Below are 14,971 nucleotides of genomic sequence, written 5' to 3'. Positions count from 1 at the left end.
TTTACATTACATTTTTTGAATATTTAGATTTTAAAACATAAGACATGAAAACAATTCAAGCAGCAATAGTATTTGCCTTTATGTTATTTTTTGCAAACCCTGTTTCTGCTCAATACGGAAATGGTTATGGAAACGGCTACGGTAATGGTTATGGTGGTGGTGGCTACGGCGGCAGAATGAATGGTAGTATGAGCCAAGGTATGGGACAGATGGGTAACACCAGCAAACCCAAAGAGACTCCTGTTGAGGAAATTGTTGCCACAATAATGGAAGAATTAAAGCCTGAACTTAACCTTGATGCATTACAAGAAATTGCAGTATCGAATGTTTTGATTGAAAGTATAAAAGAACAAGGCATACTTTTGAAAAACGAAAGTAGCAGCCAAGATGATAAAATAAAACAAATTCAAGCTCTTTCTGAAGTTACTAATAAGAGAGTATCTGATTTTTTAAATAAAGATCAAAAGGAGAAATACACTGTTTTTATGGAGCAACGCAAAAATCAAACTAGCTCTAAAAAATCTAAGAAAAAGAAAAAATAATTGTTTTCACGAAACCTAAAAACAATTTCAAGATATGAAAAAGTATTTTTACTGTCTGATTACAGCAATTGCAATTACTTCTTGCTCAACAAATCCTTATAAGTCTAGCGAAAAAGTATACGACCAACAGCTTAAGACTCTTGAAGATAAAATTACCAGCAAAGAAGCTCAGCCTATACCAGCACCTGCCGTAGCTGTAAGTATAGACACTTCGTATGCTAAGCAATTACATATTTATAGAGATTCACTTTCGATAACCGGATCTACTTCTTTGCAAAATGGTATAAACACAGAATGGATTGGTACGGTAAATTTTAATTTACGTAAACCAAACTTCATCATTATTCACCATACAGCACAGGATTCTTTACAACAAACGGTAAATACTTTTACTAAAGTAAAAACACAAGTAAGTGCTCATTATATTATATCTAGAGATGGTAAGGTAGTACAAATGCTAAACGATTATTTACGTGCGTGGCACGCAGGTAACTCGACTTGGGGAAAAAATACAGATCTTAACTCTTCTTCGCTAGGTATTGAATTAGACAATAACGGAACTGAACCTTTCTCTGAATCACAAATAAGCAGCTTAATAGCTCTATTAACGAGATTAAAAAAAGAATACAACGTTCCAGCACAAAACATTTTAGGACATGCTGATATTGCCCCTGGAAGAAAACAAGACCCTAGTAAATTGTTTCCTTGGAAAACACTTGCTGGTCTAGGTTTTGGAATTTGGCAAGATGAATTTTTAGAAGAAGCTCCGTTTGATTTTAAAATAGAACCTGCTTTACGCATTATAGGATACAATACAAAAAATCTTACATCTGCAATTACTGCTTTTAAACTTCATTATATTCAAACTGAAGTTGATGGTGTACTAGATCGAAAAACAATAAATACTATTTATTCTATCTACAAAAAACAATAAAAAAGAGATTACTCAATATATAAAACACGTTTTAGAAACTTCTAAAACGTGTTTCTTTTTTATAGAAACAATTATAAATAAAAAAGCTGCCAAAACATAGTTATGTTTTGACAGCTTAAAAAAAAAAAAAAATATCAATCTTAATATCTTAAAAAGAATAAGTAGCAGCTACCAATGCGAAGACCATCTTGCCAGTTGGGGCAGAATTACTGTCAAGAAAAACATCTTCGGAAGCACTATCTAATCTTACCTCTGGAATTATCGTCATATTTCCAACTTTATAATTAAGTGATAACGTATTTGCAAAAACACTAGAACCCGCAAGCGTTCCTAAACTCACGGCAGCATCTTTGGCATCAAAATATTCTATTCTATAAGCTAATCCAAGATTATCCTTGAACTTATAATATGCATATCCTACTAACGAAAACCATTCTCCATTAAGGTCACTATCAAAATCATTTGTCGTTTTAGCATAAGTTGCATTAAAACTTAAAGAAAGCGCATCGTTAATTGCCTTGGTTCCCACAAAATCAAATTGTGTTTTATTTTCTCCCGTTGGCACAACTGTAGTTCCGGGAGTCGGATTTGTACTACCTGATGTAAAATTTAAATAAGCACTACCCGTATCAGCTATATATGCCACTTGTCCAATATACGTTTTTTGACTAGAACCTGCTTCCATCGCCGATTTAAAATCTGTGGGGTTTGTAATACCAAACATAGCACTAAACTCTCCGTTTGAATATTGCGCTTTTACTCCCGTATTAAAGAATGGCCCGTATGAAAACGCGTAAGACATACTGTAATTTTTATTATCTATGGCATCTAATAACTCATATCCTATATGAGTACCAAAACTACCTGCTGTTATAGAAAAACTATCCGTTAAATCATATCTCAAAAATAATTGTTTAATCAAGAAAGAGGATTCATTATTATTATATTCATTATAAGAGAACTCCGTTGCTCTTGTTCCAAATCCTAAATCTACAAAAGCAGAAGCTTTTCCGAATTTATGTGAAGCTTCAAGCGATGCCATTCCTAGTTCGAATGAGTCCTGAGAATTTGTAAAACTAGTTAAGCCGTTTTGTTGTTTAGAAAAATCATATTTGTAATAAACATCCGCTGATCCTCCAAACGTAGTTGCTGGAGCAGTGGTTTCTTTGTCTTCTTGGGCAAAAGCAAAAGAACTCGTTAACATCAAAGCTAAAATATGTATTACTTTTTTCATGTTTTAGATGGTTTTAATTTATAATCTGGTTATAGTTAATAATTGGTTTGGTTATTTTTTATAAATGCCATTTATATTCTATATGATATCAAAGAACTGCAGTATTTTAAAACATGTTTCTGAGGCGAATTTATTAACTTTTATATTAGTTAATCACATAAAAATTATTTTTTTGACTCGTTTTGGAAAGAATTACAGATTACAGAAATTACACTACTCAATTATTATTATTTAACATTTTACTGGTGTATTTTTAAAAGATACAACAATCAACAAAAACACAATTCCAACACAAAAACAACAAAACACAAAATAATTTAAAAATTAATTAGGGGTTATTTTTAAAAATAATAACTTTTAAAACAATATACCCATAAAAAAATAGGGTTAAAAAATAAAAATATAAATAAACCCGAAATTCACCACTTAAACACAGTCTCAAAAACTTCTAAATTAAATTCCTACAAAACACAATACCTAAAACAAACTAACGCAACTATAAAAAAATGACTAAAAAAAAGAGTTAAACACAACAAAGCATTGTTTAAAAACTTTAGAAATCTTTTAACCGACAAATACTTTGTCTGAAAAAAATTTAAAAGAAAACAACTCTCCAGAACGGGAGTTACAAAAAAGAAGAGAATTATTTTGAGCAAAAAAAAGTCCCAATCCGAAATTTCGGATTGGGACTTTACTATTTATTTAAAGCTGACTATTTCTTAGCTAAAGACGCACTCATTTCCATAGAAATTGCTGAACGCTCCATCTTTAATTTTCCTGACATTGTTTCGATCACTACAGTTGTTTCTGCAAGCTCTGAAACTTTACCATGAAGACCACTTTTTGTTATAATCTTATCACCTACTTTTAGGCTACTTTCGAATTCTTTTTCATTTTTTGCACGTTTTTGTTGTGGTCTAATCATAAAGAAATAGATTACCACAAACATTAATAGAAACGGTGCAAATTGAGTTAATTGTTCCATAATTTAAATTCTGTTTTTATTTAATTGATTATTACATTAAACCACGACCAGCTTTAATTAACTTTTTGCTAGTCTCTAGTTCTTTTACAAGATTATCTAAAATCCCGTTGATAAAAATACTACTTTTTGGTGTAGAATACTCTTTTGCAATTTCTAAATATTCGTTAAGAGTTACCTTTACTGGAATTGAAGGGAATTTTAAGAATTCACAAATTGCCATTTTCAAGATAATTGTATCAATTTCAGCAATACGATCACTATCCCAGTTTGGAGTTTTATCTACATATTCTTTAGCAAATTCAGTTTCGTTTAAAACTGTTTTTCTAAACAAGTCTTTTACAAAATCTCTATCCTCATTGTCTTTATACAATTTTGGAACTCTAAAGTTATCATCTTCTCCAGCCGTAATCGCTTTTAATTGTTTGATAATATGTGTATTTACTACAGGAATATCATCTACCCAAGTAAGTTTATCATCTTCTAGATACTCGTATAATTTTTCATTAGGAACGATTACCTCAGTAAATAAATCAACAATAAACTGTTTGTCTTCTTCAAACGTATTTACTGCATTACTCATGTATTTAGCATACTGCTTACTCGCCTTTATATCATTAAGAAGCAGTAAAATATAATCGTCATTTAATGTCCAATTATCAATTTTACGATTCTCCATTGCGATACTAAGAGAATTATTTTCGGCTAGGATTTGAAAAATTGCATTTTTAATGAATTTTTCATTAGGATTACGCTCTTGAGGAGTTGCAAGATGTTTTTTGCTTGATAAGTGTAAAAAAATCGTTTCTTTTTTACAAATTTCGATTAACGAAGAAAGCATCACAAGATATAAATCCTGAATATTATCAATACTATAAAAAAGAAATTTCTCTTCTTTTTCAAGATTATCAGAACCGTTTTGATGCATCGCATAAATGGACTGCATTACTTTAACGCGTATGTGTCTTCTATTTACCACCTTGTAAGAACATTTAAAAATTAGTTTGCAAAAATAAGAATTTCATACTTTATAATGAAATTTATATTTATTTTATTTAAGAATTGTTTTCAGTCACAATTATGCTTTATAACAATAAAAAAGAGCTTCAGTTTTTAGTACAAAAAAAAGTCTCAGTTCGCAGTCTCAATTCACACTTAGGAACTGGGACTGAAAACTGAGACTTTAAACTAAACTAATTTTTACTTTTTGCTGTTCTCGATTTTTCTTAAATCGATACGATTTTGAGCAATTGTTAGCGCTGCCTGATGTGTAGTTATGTTATTTTTAATAGCATAATCAAAAATTTCAAGCGTTGTATTGTAAATATTTTCTGTTTTACGCATGATTTCAGCTTTATCATAATGCTCTAATTCTGCATAAACATTGATAATTCCACCAGCATTAATTAAGAAATCCGGAGCATAAAGTATTCCTCTTTCTTGTAATATTAAACCGTGAACATTCTCGTTTGCCAATTGGTTATTAGCTGCACCAGCAATAACTTTAGCTTTTATTTTTTTTACAGTATCATCATTTAATGTTGCTCCCATTGCACATGGTGCATAAACATCAACATCTGCACTATATATATCATCTCCTGCAAAAATAGTAGCACCGTATTTAGCAGCTACTTCATACAATTTTTCTTCGTTGATATCTGTAATAGTTACGATAGCTCCTTCTTTAGTTAAATAATCAACTAGAGTTTCTCCTACGTGTCCAATTCCTTGTACCAATACTTTCTTACCAGCTACACTATCTGAACCAAATTGTTGTTTCACAGCAGCTTTCATTCCTAAAAACACACCGTAAGCTGTAACTGGAGAAGGGTTACCTGAACCACCTCTTTCTTCAGAAATTCCAGTTACATAAGGAGTAACATCTCTTACAATGTCCATGTCTCTGGTTTCCATACCAACATCTTCGGCTGTAATATATCTTCCGCTTAAAGAATGCACAAATTCTCCAAACTTACGCATCAATTCAGGTGTTTTCTGAGTTTTAGCATCGCCCATAATAACGGCTTTACCTCCACCAATGTTTAATCCTGTAATTGCTGCTTTATAAGTCATCCCTCTAGAAAGACGTAAAACATCATTTAATGCTTCCCATTCGTTAGCATAATTAAACATTCTTGTTCCTCCCAAAGCAGGTCCCATAACTGAATTATGAATACCAATAATTGCTTTTAAACCTGTATCTTTGTCGTTGCAAAATACAATTTGTTCGTGATCATCAAATGATAGTTGACCAAAAACGGGATCCATTTTTTGAAGTTCCTTTCCAGTTGCGAAAGCTGCATTCATAGCAATAATTTTTATTAGTTAAAATTACGAATTTGTCAAAAAGACATTTCAAATTTATACAAAAAATATACATACAGCATTTTTTTAATTAAAAAATAACAATCCAGTAATTAAATATTTTCTAACAAAAATCCTGTGAATTGCTCTAAATTGAAGCTTATTAGCAAAACAATTTTAATTCAACATAGAATATCTTAAAAAAATGAAAGAATTACGTTATTTAAACAAATATTTTATTAAATATAAATACAGTTTTTCCTTAGGAATTTTTATCACAATAATCGCACAAATATTCTCTTTATTTACTCCTAAACTGATTAGCAAGTCATTAAGTGCAATTGAGAAGTTTGACAAACTCCCAAAAGCGGAGAAAGCTTCTGAAGCTGTATTGTCTTTTTACAGAGAAGAACTCATACACAACGTTTTACTAATTATAGCTACAACTATTGTTGCTGGTTTCCTTACTTTTTTAATGAGACAAACCTTAATTGTTATGTCTCGCCATATCGAATTTGACCTGAAAAATGAGGTTTTTCAGCAATATGAAAAACTATCTCAGAATTTTTACAAACAAAACCGAACTGGCGATTTAATGAATCGTATTAGCGAAGACGTTTCTAAAGTTCGTATGTATGTAGGTCCAGCGGTAATGTACACGATTAATACTTTTATTCGATTTGCAATCGTGATCATATATATGTACAATGTTTCGCCGCTTTTAACTTTATATACCATTTTACCGCTTCCTATATTATCGTATTGTATTTTTAAATTAAGCACAGAAATCAATAAACGAAGCACTGTTTTTCAGCAATACCTATCGAAAGTTTCAAGCTTTACTCAAGAAATTTTCTCAGGTATTCGAGTAATTAAAGCCTATTCATTAGAAAATCAGCACCAAAACAATATGATTGATTTAGCAAATGAAAGCAAAAGCAAAAGTCTGAATCTTGCCAAAGTACAATCGTTATTTGGTCCATTAATGATTGCCTTAATCGGAATCAGTAATCTTGTTGTAATTTATTTTGGTGGTGTAATGTACATTAACGCAAGTATAAAAAGCCTTGGAACAATTGCCGAGTTTATTTTATATGTAAATATGCTTACTTGGCCTGTAGCTTCTCTTGGTTGGGTTTCATCAATGGTACAGGAAGCTGAAGCATCACAAAAAAGATTAAATGAGTTTTTAAAAATTGAACCGGAAATCAAGAACAATAATCCAAATCATTCGCCTATCGATGGTACAATTGCTTTTGAAAACGTAACGTATACTTACGAAGACACTAATATAACTGCCTTAAAAAATGTATCATTTACTGTAAAAAAAGGAGAAACTTTAGCTATTTTAGGCAAGACTGGTTCAGGAAAATCAACAATATTATCTTTAATTTCACGTCTATACGATGTTCCTCAAGGGCAAATTACGATTGACGGTAATGAAATAAGCAAATTAAATCTTAATGATTTACGCAACAATATAGGCATAGTACCTCAAGACGCATTTTTATTCTCTGATAGTATTAAAAACAATATTAAGTTTGGTAACCAAAATGCAACCGACGAAGAAGTTATTGAGGCTGCAAAAAATGCCGTTGTTCATGATAACATTATTGGTTTTAATAAACAATACGATACAATACTAGGAGAAAGAGGAATCACTCTTTCAGGCGGACAAAAACAACGTGTTTCTATCGCCAGAGCTATTATTAAGAATCCAGCTATTTTACTTTTTGATGATTGCTTATCTGCCGTGGATACTGAGACTGAAGAAACAATTTTAAATAACTTGTTTCAAATTTGTAAAGACAAAACAACCATTATTGTGAGTCATCGTGTATCGTCTGCCAAAAACGCAGATAGAATTATCATATTAGAAGAAGGAAAAATCATCCAACAAGGTTCTCATAATCAATTGATAAATCAAGAAGGCTATTATTCGGCATTATATTTAAAACAACTTTCCGAAAAAGAATTACTTTAATTGTTGTATAATAGATATTTTTTTAAGATTTTTGATTGCTATTAAATAAAAAAATTGATAGAACGGATTATGAGAGAAAATGACATGTTAGAAAAAGAAGAGATTTTTTCTAAAGTACTACGAGCAGGAAGAAGAACCTATTTCTTTGATGTAAGAGCTACAAAAGCAGACGATTACTATATCACGATTACCGAAAGCAAAAAATTCACAGAAGAAGACGGTTCTTTCCATTTTAAGAAACATAAGATTTACTTGTATAAAGAAGATTTTAGCGCTTTCGCAGAAATTCTGGGAGAAATGACTTCATATGTTTTAAATCATAAAGGAGAAGAAGTAATCTCTGAAAGACATCAGAAAGATTTCAAGAAAGAATACAGTTCAGATAAAGAAGAAGTTGTATCTCACAGGTCGAGTTTTACAGATATTGATTTTGATGATATTTAATCAAATCACTGTTAAGAAGTAGAAAGTCCAAAATCTAGTCATTTTTTGGACTTTTTTTATATCTTTTAAATTTCAAAAACACCTATAATGGAAGCAAATCTATTAATATTACCAGGTCTTGGTGATTCTGGCGAAAAACATTGGCAAATTTATTGGCTTAAAAAGTTTAAAAATGCAACCAAACTCGTTCAGGATAATTGGGATGAACCTGTATTAAAAGATTGGCTAGAAAGATTAAACGAAATAATTTCTAAAATAGACAAACCAACCATTTTAGTTGCTCATAGTTTGGCCGTTTCACTTGTTATGCATTGGGCAAAAACTAATAACAATCCTCATATCATAGGCGCATTACTTGTTGCTCCTGCCGATGTAGATTCTCCAATTCATACTCCTGATAGTATTCGTAATTTCTCTCCTATACCTACAACAAAATTACAATTCCCATCTATAGTCGTAGGAAGTCAAAATGATGAATATGCCACTATAGAAAGAACTGCTTATTTTGCCCAAGTGTGGGGAAGCGATTTTGTAGATGTTGGCTTAAGAGGACATATCAATTCTGCATCTGACTTAGAATACTGGGAAGAAGGACAAGAAATTTTAAAACAATTGATTGAGAAGATTGATATAAAAATTTAGTCCCAGTACTCAATCTCAGTACTCAATCTCAGTTTACATTCTTGGTCTACAATCTCAGTTTGAGTAACCTGAAACTGAGATTGTAAACTAATTACCCTATTCTCAAACCGTTTTCGATTTTAAAATCAGGCGCTAACAAGATAACATCTCCATCCTCGCCTACTGCACCAATTACTAAACATTCGCTCATAAATTTCCCTATTTGTTTTCTAGGAAAATTAACTACACCTACGATTTGTCTATTTGCTAAATCTTCTTTGGAGTATCGCTTGGTGATTTGTGCAGATGATTTTCGAATTCCGATTTCTGTTCCAAAATCTATTGTAAGCTGATAAGCAGGTTTACGAGCCTCAGGAAAATCATCTACTTGTATAATTGTTCCTACCCTCATTTCTACTCTTTCAAATTCCGACCAAGTTAAATCCATATTTTATTTTTACTAAATTATTATTTTGCAACCTATTAATATTGTAAGTATTACAGTTAATTATATAACATATATTTTTTTTATTGCTTTTACTTTTACGAAAACCAAATAATCTGCTCTAATTTAAAAAATATAAAATGGAAAATATTCAAATTAGCCCTAGTCAATCTCTAAGAGATTCTCAGTTTAACTTAACTCAACCATCTACAGACAAATATATAGAAACCGCATCAAATGTAAAACTATATGTAAAAGATTATGGCCAGGGAAAACCTGTTATTCTTATTCATGGTTGGCCTCTTTCTAATGAAATGTGGGAATACCAAATAGACTTTTTAGTTCAGAATAATTATAGGGTAATTGCGTATGACCGTCGCGGTTTTGGTAAATCTTCACAACCTTGGGACGGTTATGATTATGATACTCTTACCGATGATTTAAAAGAAATCATCGAACAATTAGAACTTGAGGATGCAACATTGGTAGGTTTTTCTATGGGTGGTGGCGAAGTGGTACGCTATTTTAGCCGTCATGGCGGAAAGAGAGTTACTAAAGCAGCATTAATTTCTTCGATTATTCCCTTTTTATTAAAAACCGATGATAATCCCGAAGGTCATCCAAAAGAAAAAAGTGAAATAACTGCAAATGCTATTAAAGAGGATCGAATCGAATTTCTGGATAATTTCGGAAAGACTTTTTTTGGGATAACGATCATCAACCGCCCTCTAAGCACTTCTTTATTGGAATATTATAAAATGTTGTGTTCATTTGCTTCTCCTCGAGCTACATTAAAATGTGCAGAATCTTTCTCGAATACTGATTTTAGGGATGAACTTGACGCTATAAATGTACCCACTTTAATTATTCACGGTGATGCTGATAAAATAGTTCCTATTGAGTTGACATCAAAAAAGGCAGCCGAATCAATTCGTGACAATACGTATATTATTTATGAAGGGGAACCACACGGAATATTTTACACTGAAAAGGACAGACTAAATTCAGATTTATTGAGTTTCTTAAATTCTTAAATCCCATATAAATATCCAAAGAGCTAATTACTAATAAATAAAAGCTTCTTTGGATATTTTTTTATCACTTATGCCCTCTTATGCAGAATTTTAAAGTTAAATTTGACTAATTAATTATTCTGAAATAATGGCTCGAACTCTTTCAAACATGTTACCGCTTGGTACTCTTGCTCCACAGTTTAAACTAAAAGATACTAATTCTAATTTTGAGTACTCTTATAACGATTTAAAAGGTACAAAAGGAACTCTAGTAATGTTTATATGTAATCATTGCCCATTTGTACTTCATGTTATCGAGGAAGTTGTTATGATTGCCAATGATTATCGTGTACAAGGAATTGGCGTTATAGCTATTTCTAGCAATGATGCCACTCAATATCCTCAGGATGGGCCAGATTTTATGACTGAATTTGCGTTTACTCACAAAATGGACTTCCCTTACCTATATGATGAGACTCAAGAAGTTGCAAAAGCTTATGATGCTGCTTGTACGCCTGATTTTTTCTTATTTGACAATCAGGATAAATTATTTTATCGTGGACAGCTAGACGATTCAAGACCTGGCAACGGAATTACTCTTAGCGGAAGCGATTTAAGAAATGCTATAGACTCTTTAATTTACAACCGAAATATTAAAAATCCCCAGAAGCCAAGTATCGGTTGCAATATTAAATGGAAATAAAAATTAATCATTGAAAAACTTTGATTAACTTTGCAATTCATAATAAACAATCCTCATGTTGAGCATTATACAATTGACAATCATTTCATTGTTGTTTTCTTTCGCAAGAAAACCACGTGTCGTTGTATTAAATTCGCACACCAAGGCCTTCGTAAATTAGGCCTCCGTCTATTTCAATTTCTTCTTTCAGGCGGAGGATTACATTTTAAAATTTAGTTATTCATTTTATTCACAACGGATTTTTCCTTTGTGCTAAAATTTATAATTTCTACGCCTTTTACCACTTTACATTTTTTGCATTTATAATAAACATAAATCCTGTATTTTAAATTAAAACAAATACGAGGCTTTTGAGATTGCCTAGAATAAAAATCTCATTCTAATAAAAATAATACAATAGATATGAAACCAACACCCACTTTCTGTTCAACAGATTATCAACTCTTGAGGGAATTGATATTAAAAAGTAAAAACGCTACAAACTCTAAAGAGGTCGGACAACTTGCACAAGAATTAGACCGAGCTATTATTAGTAAAGGAGATGTACTTGATGATTCGATTATAAGAATCAATTCGCATGTCACAATTGAAGATGTCAAGGCAAAGAAACAGATGAAAATTCAAATCGTTCTACCTTCACACGCTGACGTAAAAGAAGGAAGAATTTCTATACTAGCTCCATTAAGTGTTGCTATTATCGGCTTTAAAGAAAATGACGAAGTAGATTGGGAATTGCCTGCTGGAATAAAGACTTTAAAAATAATCGCGGTATCTAATGCTTTACCTGTAAGCAATCCGTAATTTTTTAAACACCTCACTCGTGAAGGTGTTTTTTTATGCCTGATTTAAAACAAAAAAACTATCCAGATATCTCACCGAATAGTTTTATAATACTGATTATATATAGATTCTTTTACAACTGTGAAGTAATATAATCTGAAATCGAAGCCATTTGTGTATCATCAAGATGCGCTTTCTTTTGCATACGTACCAAAATTGGTTTCCAATCTTCTTTTGTAAAATCTGTAGCTTTAAATAATTTATGGCATTTGCCACAATTATTATCGTAAAGACTTTGCCCCGAAGCTAATGCTGGAGTAACTTCTGTAGCTTTTACAGGTTCAGCAGTTTCTACAACTTTTGTAGCTTCTTTTTTAGTAGCGCACGAAAAAACAATCACAGCTAATGCTGCTATGGTTAAAATTCTTGATTTCATTTTTTAGTTTTTTTTGAAGTAAATATAAAAAAAATCCCAAAACTCTCGCTTTGGGATTCAAATATTACAAAATATAATTTTGCTTATTTTTTATTATTTAACGTCCATTAATTCAACGTCAAAAATTAAGTTTGCGTTTGGTGGAATAACTCCTCCTGCTCCAGATGGACCGTATCCTAAGTGAGATGGAATTACAAAACGTGCTTTATCTCCAACTTTCAATAAAGCAATTCCTTCGTCCCAACCTTCGATAACCTGACCTTGACCTAATCTAAATTCGATTGGTTTTTTTCTTGGGTAAGAAGAATCAAATACTTTACCATTATCTAATGATCCTTCGTAGTGTACAGCAACAGTTTTTCCGTTTTCTGCTTTTTTACCATCTCCTCTTTGGATAAATTGGTAACGTAAACCACTTTCTGTTTTTTCAAAACCTGCAGCAAGTTTTTCTATTGCAGCTTCAGCCTCAGCTTTCATTGCAGCATCACGTTTGTTACGTTCTCCTTTAAAAGCGATAAAAGCTTCGATAGCGTTCCACTTTTCAGCTTCTTCACCTACTCTTACGATTTCTACATTAGTCAAATCATCTCCTTGAGCAATTGCATCAACAATATCCTGACCTTCTACAACGTGACCAAAAACAGTATGTTTTCCGTCTAACCAGCTTGTTGGAACGTGAGTTATATAAAATTGAGAACCATTTGTTGCAGGTCCTGAATTTGCCATTGCTAAAACTCCTGGACGATCATGTTTTAAACTTGGGTGAAATTCATCATCAAATTTATATCCAGGACCACCTGTTCCAGTTCCTTGTGGACAACCACCTTGAATCATGAAATCAGGAATTACTCTATGAAATTTTAATCCGTCGTAAAACTTATTTCCTTGTGGTTTAATCTTATTTTCTAAATTTCCTTCTGCTAAACCTACGAAGTTACCAACTGTCCCAGGTGTTAAATCGTGAGCTAATTTTACTAAAATCGAACCTTTACTAGTGTTGAATTTAGCATATATTCCGTTTTCCATTGTTTTTATTTTTTATTGATGAGCAAATTTACGAATTAATTTGATATTCGTTTATCTTTCTATTTTTTAGATTTATATGTTAATCCATAAACTAATAATGATGACAATGCCAGAACAGCACATCCTATAGTTACTGCATGCCAACCTCCTAGTTTCCATAAAAACAGTCCGTAAGCTGAACCTGCAGCTGTTCCTAAAAAGCTAAATGACATAAATACGGTGTTTAATCTATTTCTTGCTTCTGGTAATAATGAGTAAACTCTTGTTTGGTTTGAAATATGTACTCCTTGAATTCCTATGTCTATACAAACAATTCCTATTATGATTCCTACGATGCTGCTTCCCGAAAAGTAGAATATAATAAAGCTTATCAGCATTAATAAACAACCGTAACCTACAGCTATTCTTGAGTTTCCTTTATCTCCTAATCTTCCTACTAATGGTGCTGCCAAAGCTCCCGAAGCTCCAACAATACCAAAAAGTCCTATCGTTGAACTGCTAAAAAGAAACGGCGTGTCTGATAGTAATAATACCATTGTTGTCCAGAATGCACCAAATTGTGCAAAACAAAATGCATTGATTATTGTTGCCTCTCGTAATAGAGGTTGTGTTTTTATAAGTGTAAAAAGCGATTGCAATAATTGCCCGTATGAACCATGAAATACTGGTTTATTGTATGGAAACTGTTTTTGCATAACAAAAAACATTAGCAAACATATTCCGGCAGCAATCCAGAACATAGATCGCCAACCCCAAAGATCACCAATAATTCCGCTTAAAGTTCTAGATAATAAAATCCCGACAAGTAAACCACTCATAATCGTTCCCACAACTTTACCTCGCTGGCTAGGCTCACTTAATGAGGCTGCCAAAGGCAATATTAATTGAGGAACTATTGAGGTAATTCCGATAAGAAGTGATGCGATTTCTAATACTAAAAAACTTTGGGCTGTAGCTGCAATTACTAATGCAATTACTGTTGCAAGTGTAGTAATTAAAATCTGTTTTTTACGTTCGATTTTATCACCAAGCGGTACCATAAAAAAGAGTCCGATGGCGTAACCTGCTTGAGTAAGGTAAGTTATTGTTCCTGCATCGGCTTCAGGAATCTTAAATTCGTTGGCAATTAAAACAATTAAGGGCTGACAATAATAAAGGTTTGCAACTATAAGTCCAGTGCAAACTGCCATAAACATGACACTAGTTTTGGATAAATTCATTTTGCAAAAATACTACTCTAATTTTTAACAAAACTTTAAAAAAAGCATAAAATTCCCCAAACGCAACTCTACCACAAGCTAATCATCTAAAAATCAACAAGCCTAAATAAGATCATTTGTAATATATCTATAACTAGTTTTTATTGATTCAATGGCATTTGGTTTATAGTTTGTTTCTTGTTCTACAAAGAAATGTTTCATCCCAGAAAGTTCTGCTTCTGCAAAAATAGATTTGAAATTGACAATTCCTGAACCTATCTCTGTATTTAAAGTTACATTATTTCTATCCATGTCTTTTACATG

At 31.9% G+C, this 14,971-nt stretch carries 17 protein-coding genes; 8 read left to right on the top strand and 9 right to left on the bottom strand.

All coding sequences use genetic code 11. The features are described 5' to 3' along the window. The first annotated feature begins 44 nt into the window (after window positions 1-44). Entirely contained in the window at window positions 45-542 is a 498-nt protein-coding gene (locus tag IW20_RS11925; protein ID WP_035622413.1) for a hypothetical protein, read from the top strand. A 34-nt stretch (window positions 543-576) separates the two neighbouring features. Continuing rightward, window positions 577-1,476, top strand: coding sequence for an N-acetylmuramoyl-L-alanine amidase (locus IW20_RS11920; protein ID WP_035622412.1), 900 nt, complete (start codon window positions 577-579; stop codon window positions 1,474-1,476). A 148-nt stretch (window positions 1,477-1,624) separates the two neighbouring features. Here IW20_RS11920 and IW20_RS11915 read toward each other — a convergent pair whose 3' ends face one another. The 4 genes from IW20_RS11915 to IW20_RS11900 all read right to left on the bottom strand — a co-directional run bounded on the left by IW20_RS11915 (window position 1,625) and on the right by IW20_RS11900 (window position 5,999). After that, complete coding sequence (locus tag IW20_RS11915; RefSeq protein ID WP_035622410.1) at window positions 1,625-2,710, bottom strand: outer membrane beta-barrel protein; 1,086 nt, start codon at window positions 2,708-2,710, stop codon at window positions 1,625-1,627. A gap of 712 nt (window positions 2,711-3,422) precedes the next feature. Next, window positions 3,423-3,695 carry a preprotein translocase subunit YajC gene (gene yajC, locus IW20_RS11910; RefSeq protein WP_035622409.1) on the bottom strand — a complete coding sequence of 91 codons (273 nt, stop codon included), beginning with the start codon at window positions 3,693-3,695 and terminating at the stop codon, window positions 3,423-3,425. A 31-nt stretch (window positions 3,696-3,726) separates the two neighbouring features. Next, on the bottom strand, window positions 3,727-4,638 hold the full coding sequence (gene nusB / locus IW20_RS11905) for a transcription antitermination factor NusB (protein WP_035622480.1): 912 nt from the start codon (window positions 4,636-4,638) through the stop codon (window positions 3,727-3,729). A gap of 254 nt (window positions 4,639-4,892) precedes the next feature. Continuing rightward, window positions 4,893-5,999 (bottom strand): Glu/Leu/Phe/Val family dehydrogenase, encoded by a 1,107-nt coding sequence (locus tag IW20_RS11900; RefSeq protein ID WP_035622407.1) that lies wholly within the window; start codon window positions 5,997-5,999, stop codon window positions 4,893-4,895. Between the two features lie 202 nt (window positions 6,000-6,201). Between IW20_RS11900 and IW20_RS11895 the strand changes: the two genes are divergently transcribed. The 3 genes from IW20_RS11895 to IW20_RS11885 all read left to right on the top strand — a co-directional run bounded on the left by IW20_RS11895 (window position 6,202) and on the right by IW20_RS11885 (window position 9,066). Further along, entirely contained in the window at window positions 6,202-7,980 is a 1,779-nt protein-coding gene (locus tag IW20_RS11895) for an ABC transporter ATP-binding protein (protein ID WP_035622405.1), read from the top strand. A gap of 69 nt (window positions 7,981-8,049) precedes the next feature. Beyond that, entirely contained in the window at window positions 8,050-8,424 is a 375-nt protein-coding gene (locus tag IW20_RS11890) for a PUR family DNA/RNA-binding protein (RefSeq protein ID WP_035622403.1), read from the top strand. A gap of 87 nt (window positions 8,425-8,511) precedes the next feature. After that, window positions 8,512-9,066, top strand: coding sequence for an RBBP9/YdeN family alpha/beta hydrolase (locus tag IW20_RS11885; RefSeq protein ID WP_035622401.1), 555 nt, complete (start codon window positions 8,512-8,514; stop codon window positions 9,064-9,066). Window positions 9,067-9,157: 91 nt separating this feature from the next. Here the strand turns inward: IW20_RS11885 and IW20_RS11880 are convergent, their stop codons facing one another. Further along, a complete protein-coding gene (locus IW20_RS11880) occupies window positions 9,158-9,493 on the bottom strand; it encodes a tRNA-binding protein (RefSeq protein ID WP_035622398.1) in 336 nt (111 codons plus the stop codon). Window positions 9,494-9,630: 137 nt separating this feature from the next. Here IW20_RS11880 and IW20_RS11875 point away from each other — a divergent pair, with 137 nt between their 5' ends. The 3 genes from IW20_RS11875 (at window position 9,631) to IW20_RS11865 (ending at window position 12,007) form a co-directional block, all read left to right on the top strand. Beyond that, window positions 9,631-10,524 carry an alpha/beta fold hydrolase gene (locus tag IW20_RS11875; protein ID WP_035622395.1) on the top strand — a complete coding sequence of 298 codons (894 nt, stop codon included), beginning with the start codon at window positions 9,631-9,633 and terminating at the stop codon, window positions 10,522-10,524. Between the two features lie 127 nt (window positions 10,525-10,651). Further along, on the top strand, window positions 10,652-11,206 hold the full coding sequence (locus IW20_RS11870; RefSeq protein WP_035622393.1) for a thioredoxin family protein: 555 nt from the start codon (window positions 10,652-10,654) through the stop codon (window positions 11,204-11,206). Window positions 11,207-11,608: 402 nt separating this feature from the next. After that, window positions 11,609-12,007: a GreA/GreB family elongation factor gene (locus IW20_RS11865; RefSeq protein ID WP_035622391.1), complete on the top strand. Its 399-nt coding sequence runs from the start codon at window positions 11,609-11,611 to the stop codon at window positions 12,005-12,007. Between the two features lie 112 nt (window positions 12,008-12,119). Here IW20_RS11865 and IW20_RS11860 read toward each other — a convergent pair whose 3' ends face one another. From IW20_RS11860 to IW20_RS26700, 4 genes are all read right to left on the bottom strand, one after another. After that, window positions 12,120-12,422: a c-type cytochrome gene (locus IW20_RS11860; protein ID WP_035622388.1), complete on the bottom strand. Its 303-nt coding sequence runs from the start codon at window positions 12,420-12,422 to the stop codon at window positions 12,120-12,122. A gap of 93 nt (window positions 12,423-12,515) precedes the next feature. Continuing rightward, complete coding sequence (locus IW20_RS11855; protein ID WP_035622385.1) at window positions 12,516-13,448, bottom strand: peptidylprolyl isomerase; 933 nt, start codon at window positions 13,446-13,448, stop codon at window positions 12,516-12,518. A 59-nt stretch (window positions 13,449-13,507) separates the two neighbouring features. Then, on the bottom strand, window positions 13,508-14,638 hold the full coding sequence (locus IW20_RS11850) for an MFS transporter (RefSeq protein WP_240478484.1): 1,131 nt from the start codon (window positions 14,636-14,638) through the stop codon (window positions 13,508-13,510). Window positions 14,639-14,770: 132 nt separating this feature from the next. Continuing rightward, a complete protein-coding gene (locus IW20_RS26700; RefSeq protein ID WP_240478483.1) occupies window positions 14,771-14,959 on the bottom strand; it encodes a hypothetical protein in 189 nt (62 codons plus the stop codon). Window positions 14,960-14,971 lie beyond the last annotated feature (12 nt).

Source organism: Flavobacterium hydatis (assembly GCF_000737695.1).
In the GTDB taxonomy this organism is placed as follows: domain Bacteria; phylum Bacteroidota; class Bacteroidia; order Flavobacteriales; family Flavobacteriaceae; genus Flavobacterium; species Flavobacterium hydatis.
Note: the sequence above shows the minus strand (reverse complement) of the source record. Positions and strands in the feature narration are given on the sequence as shown.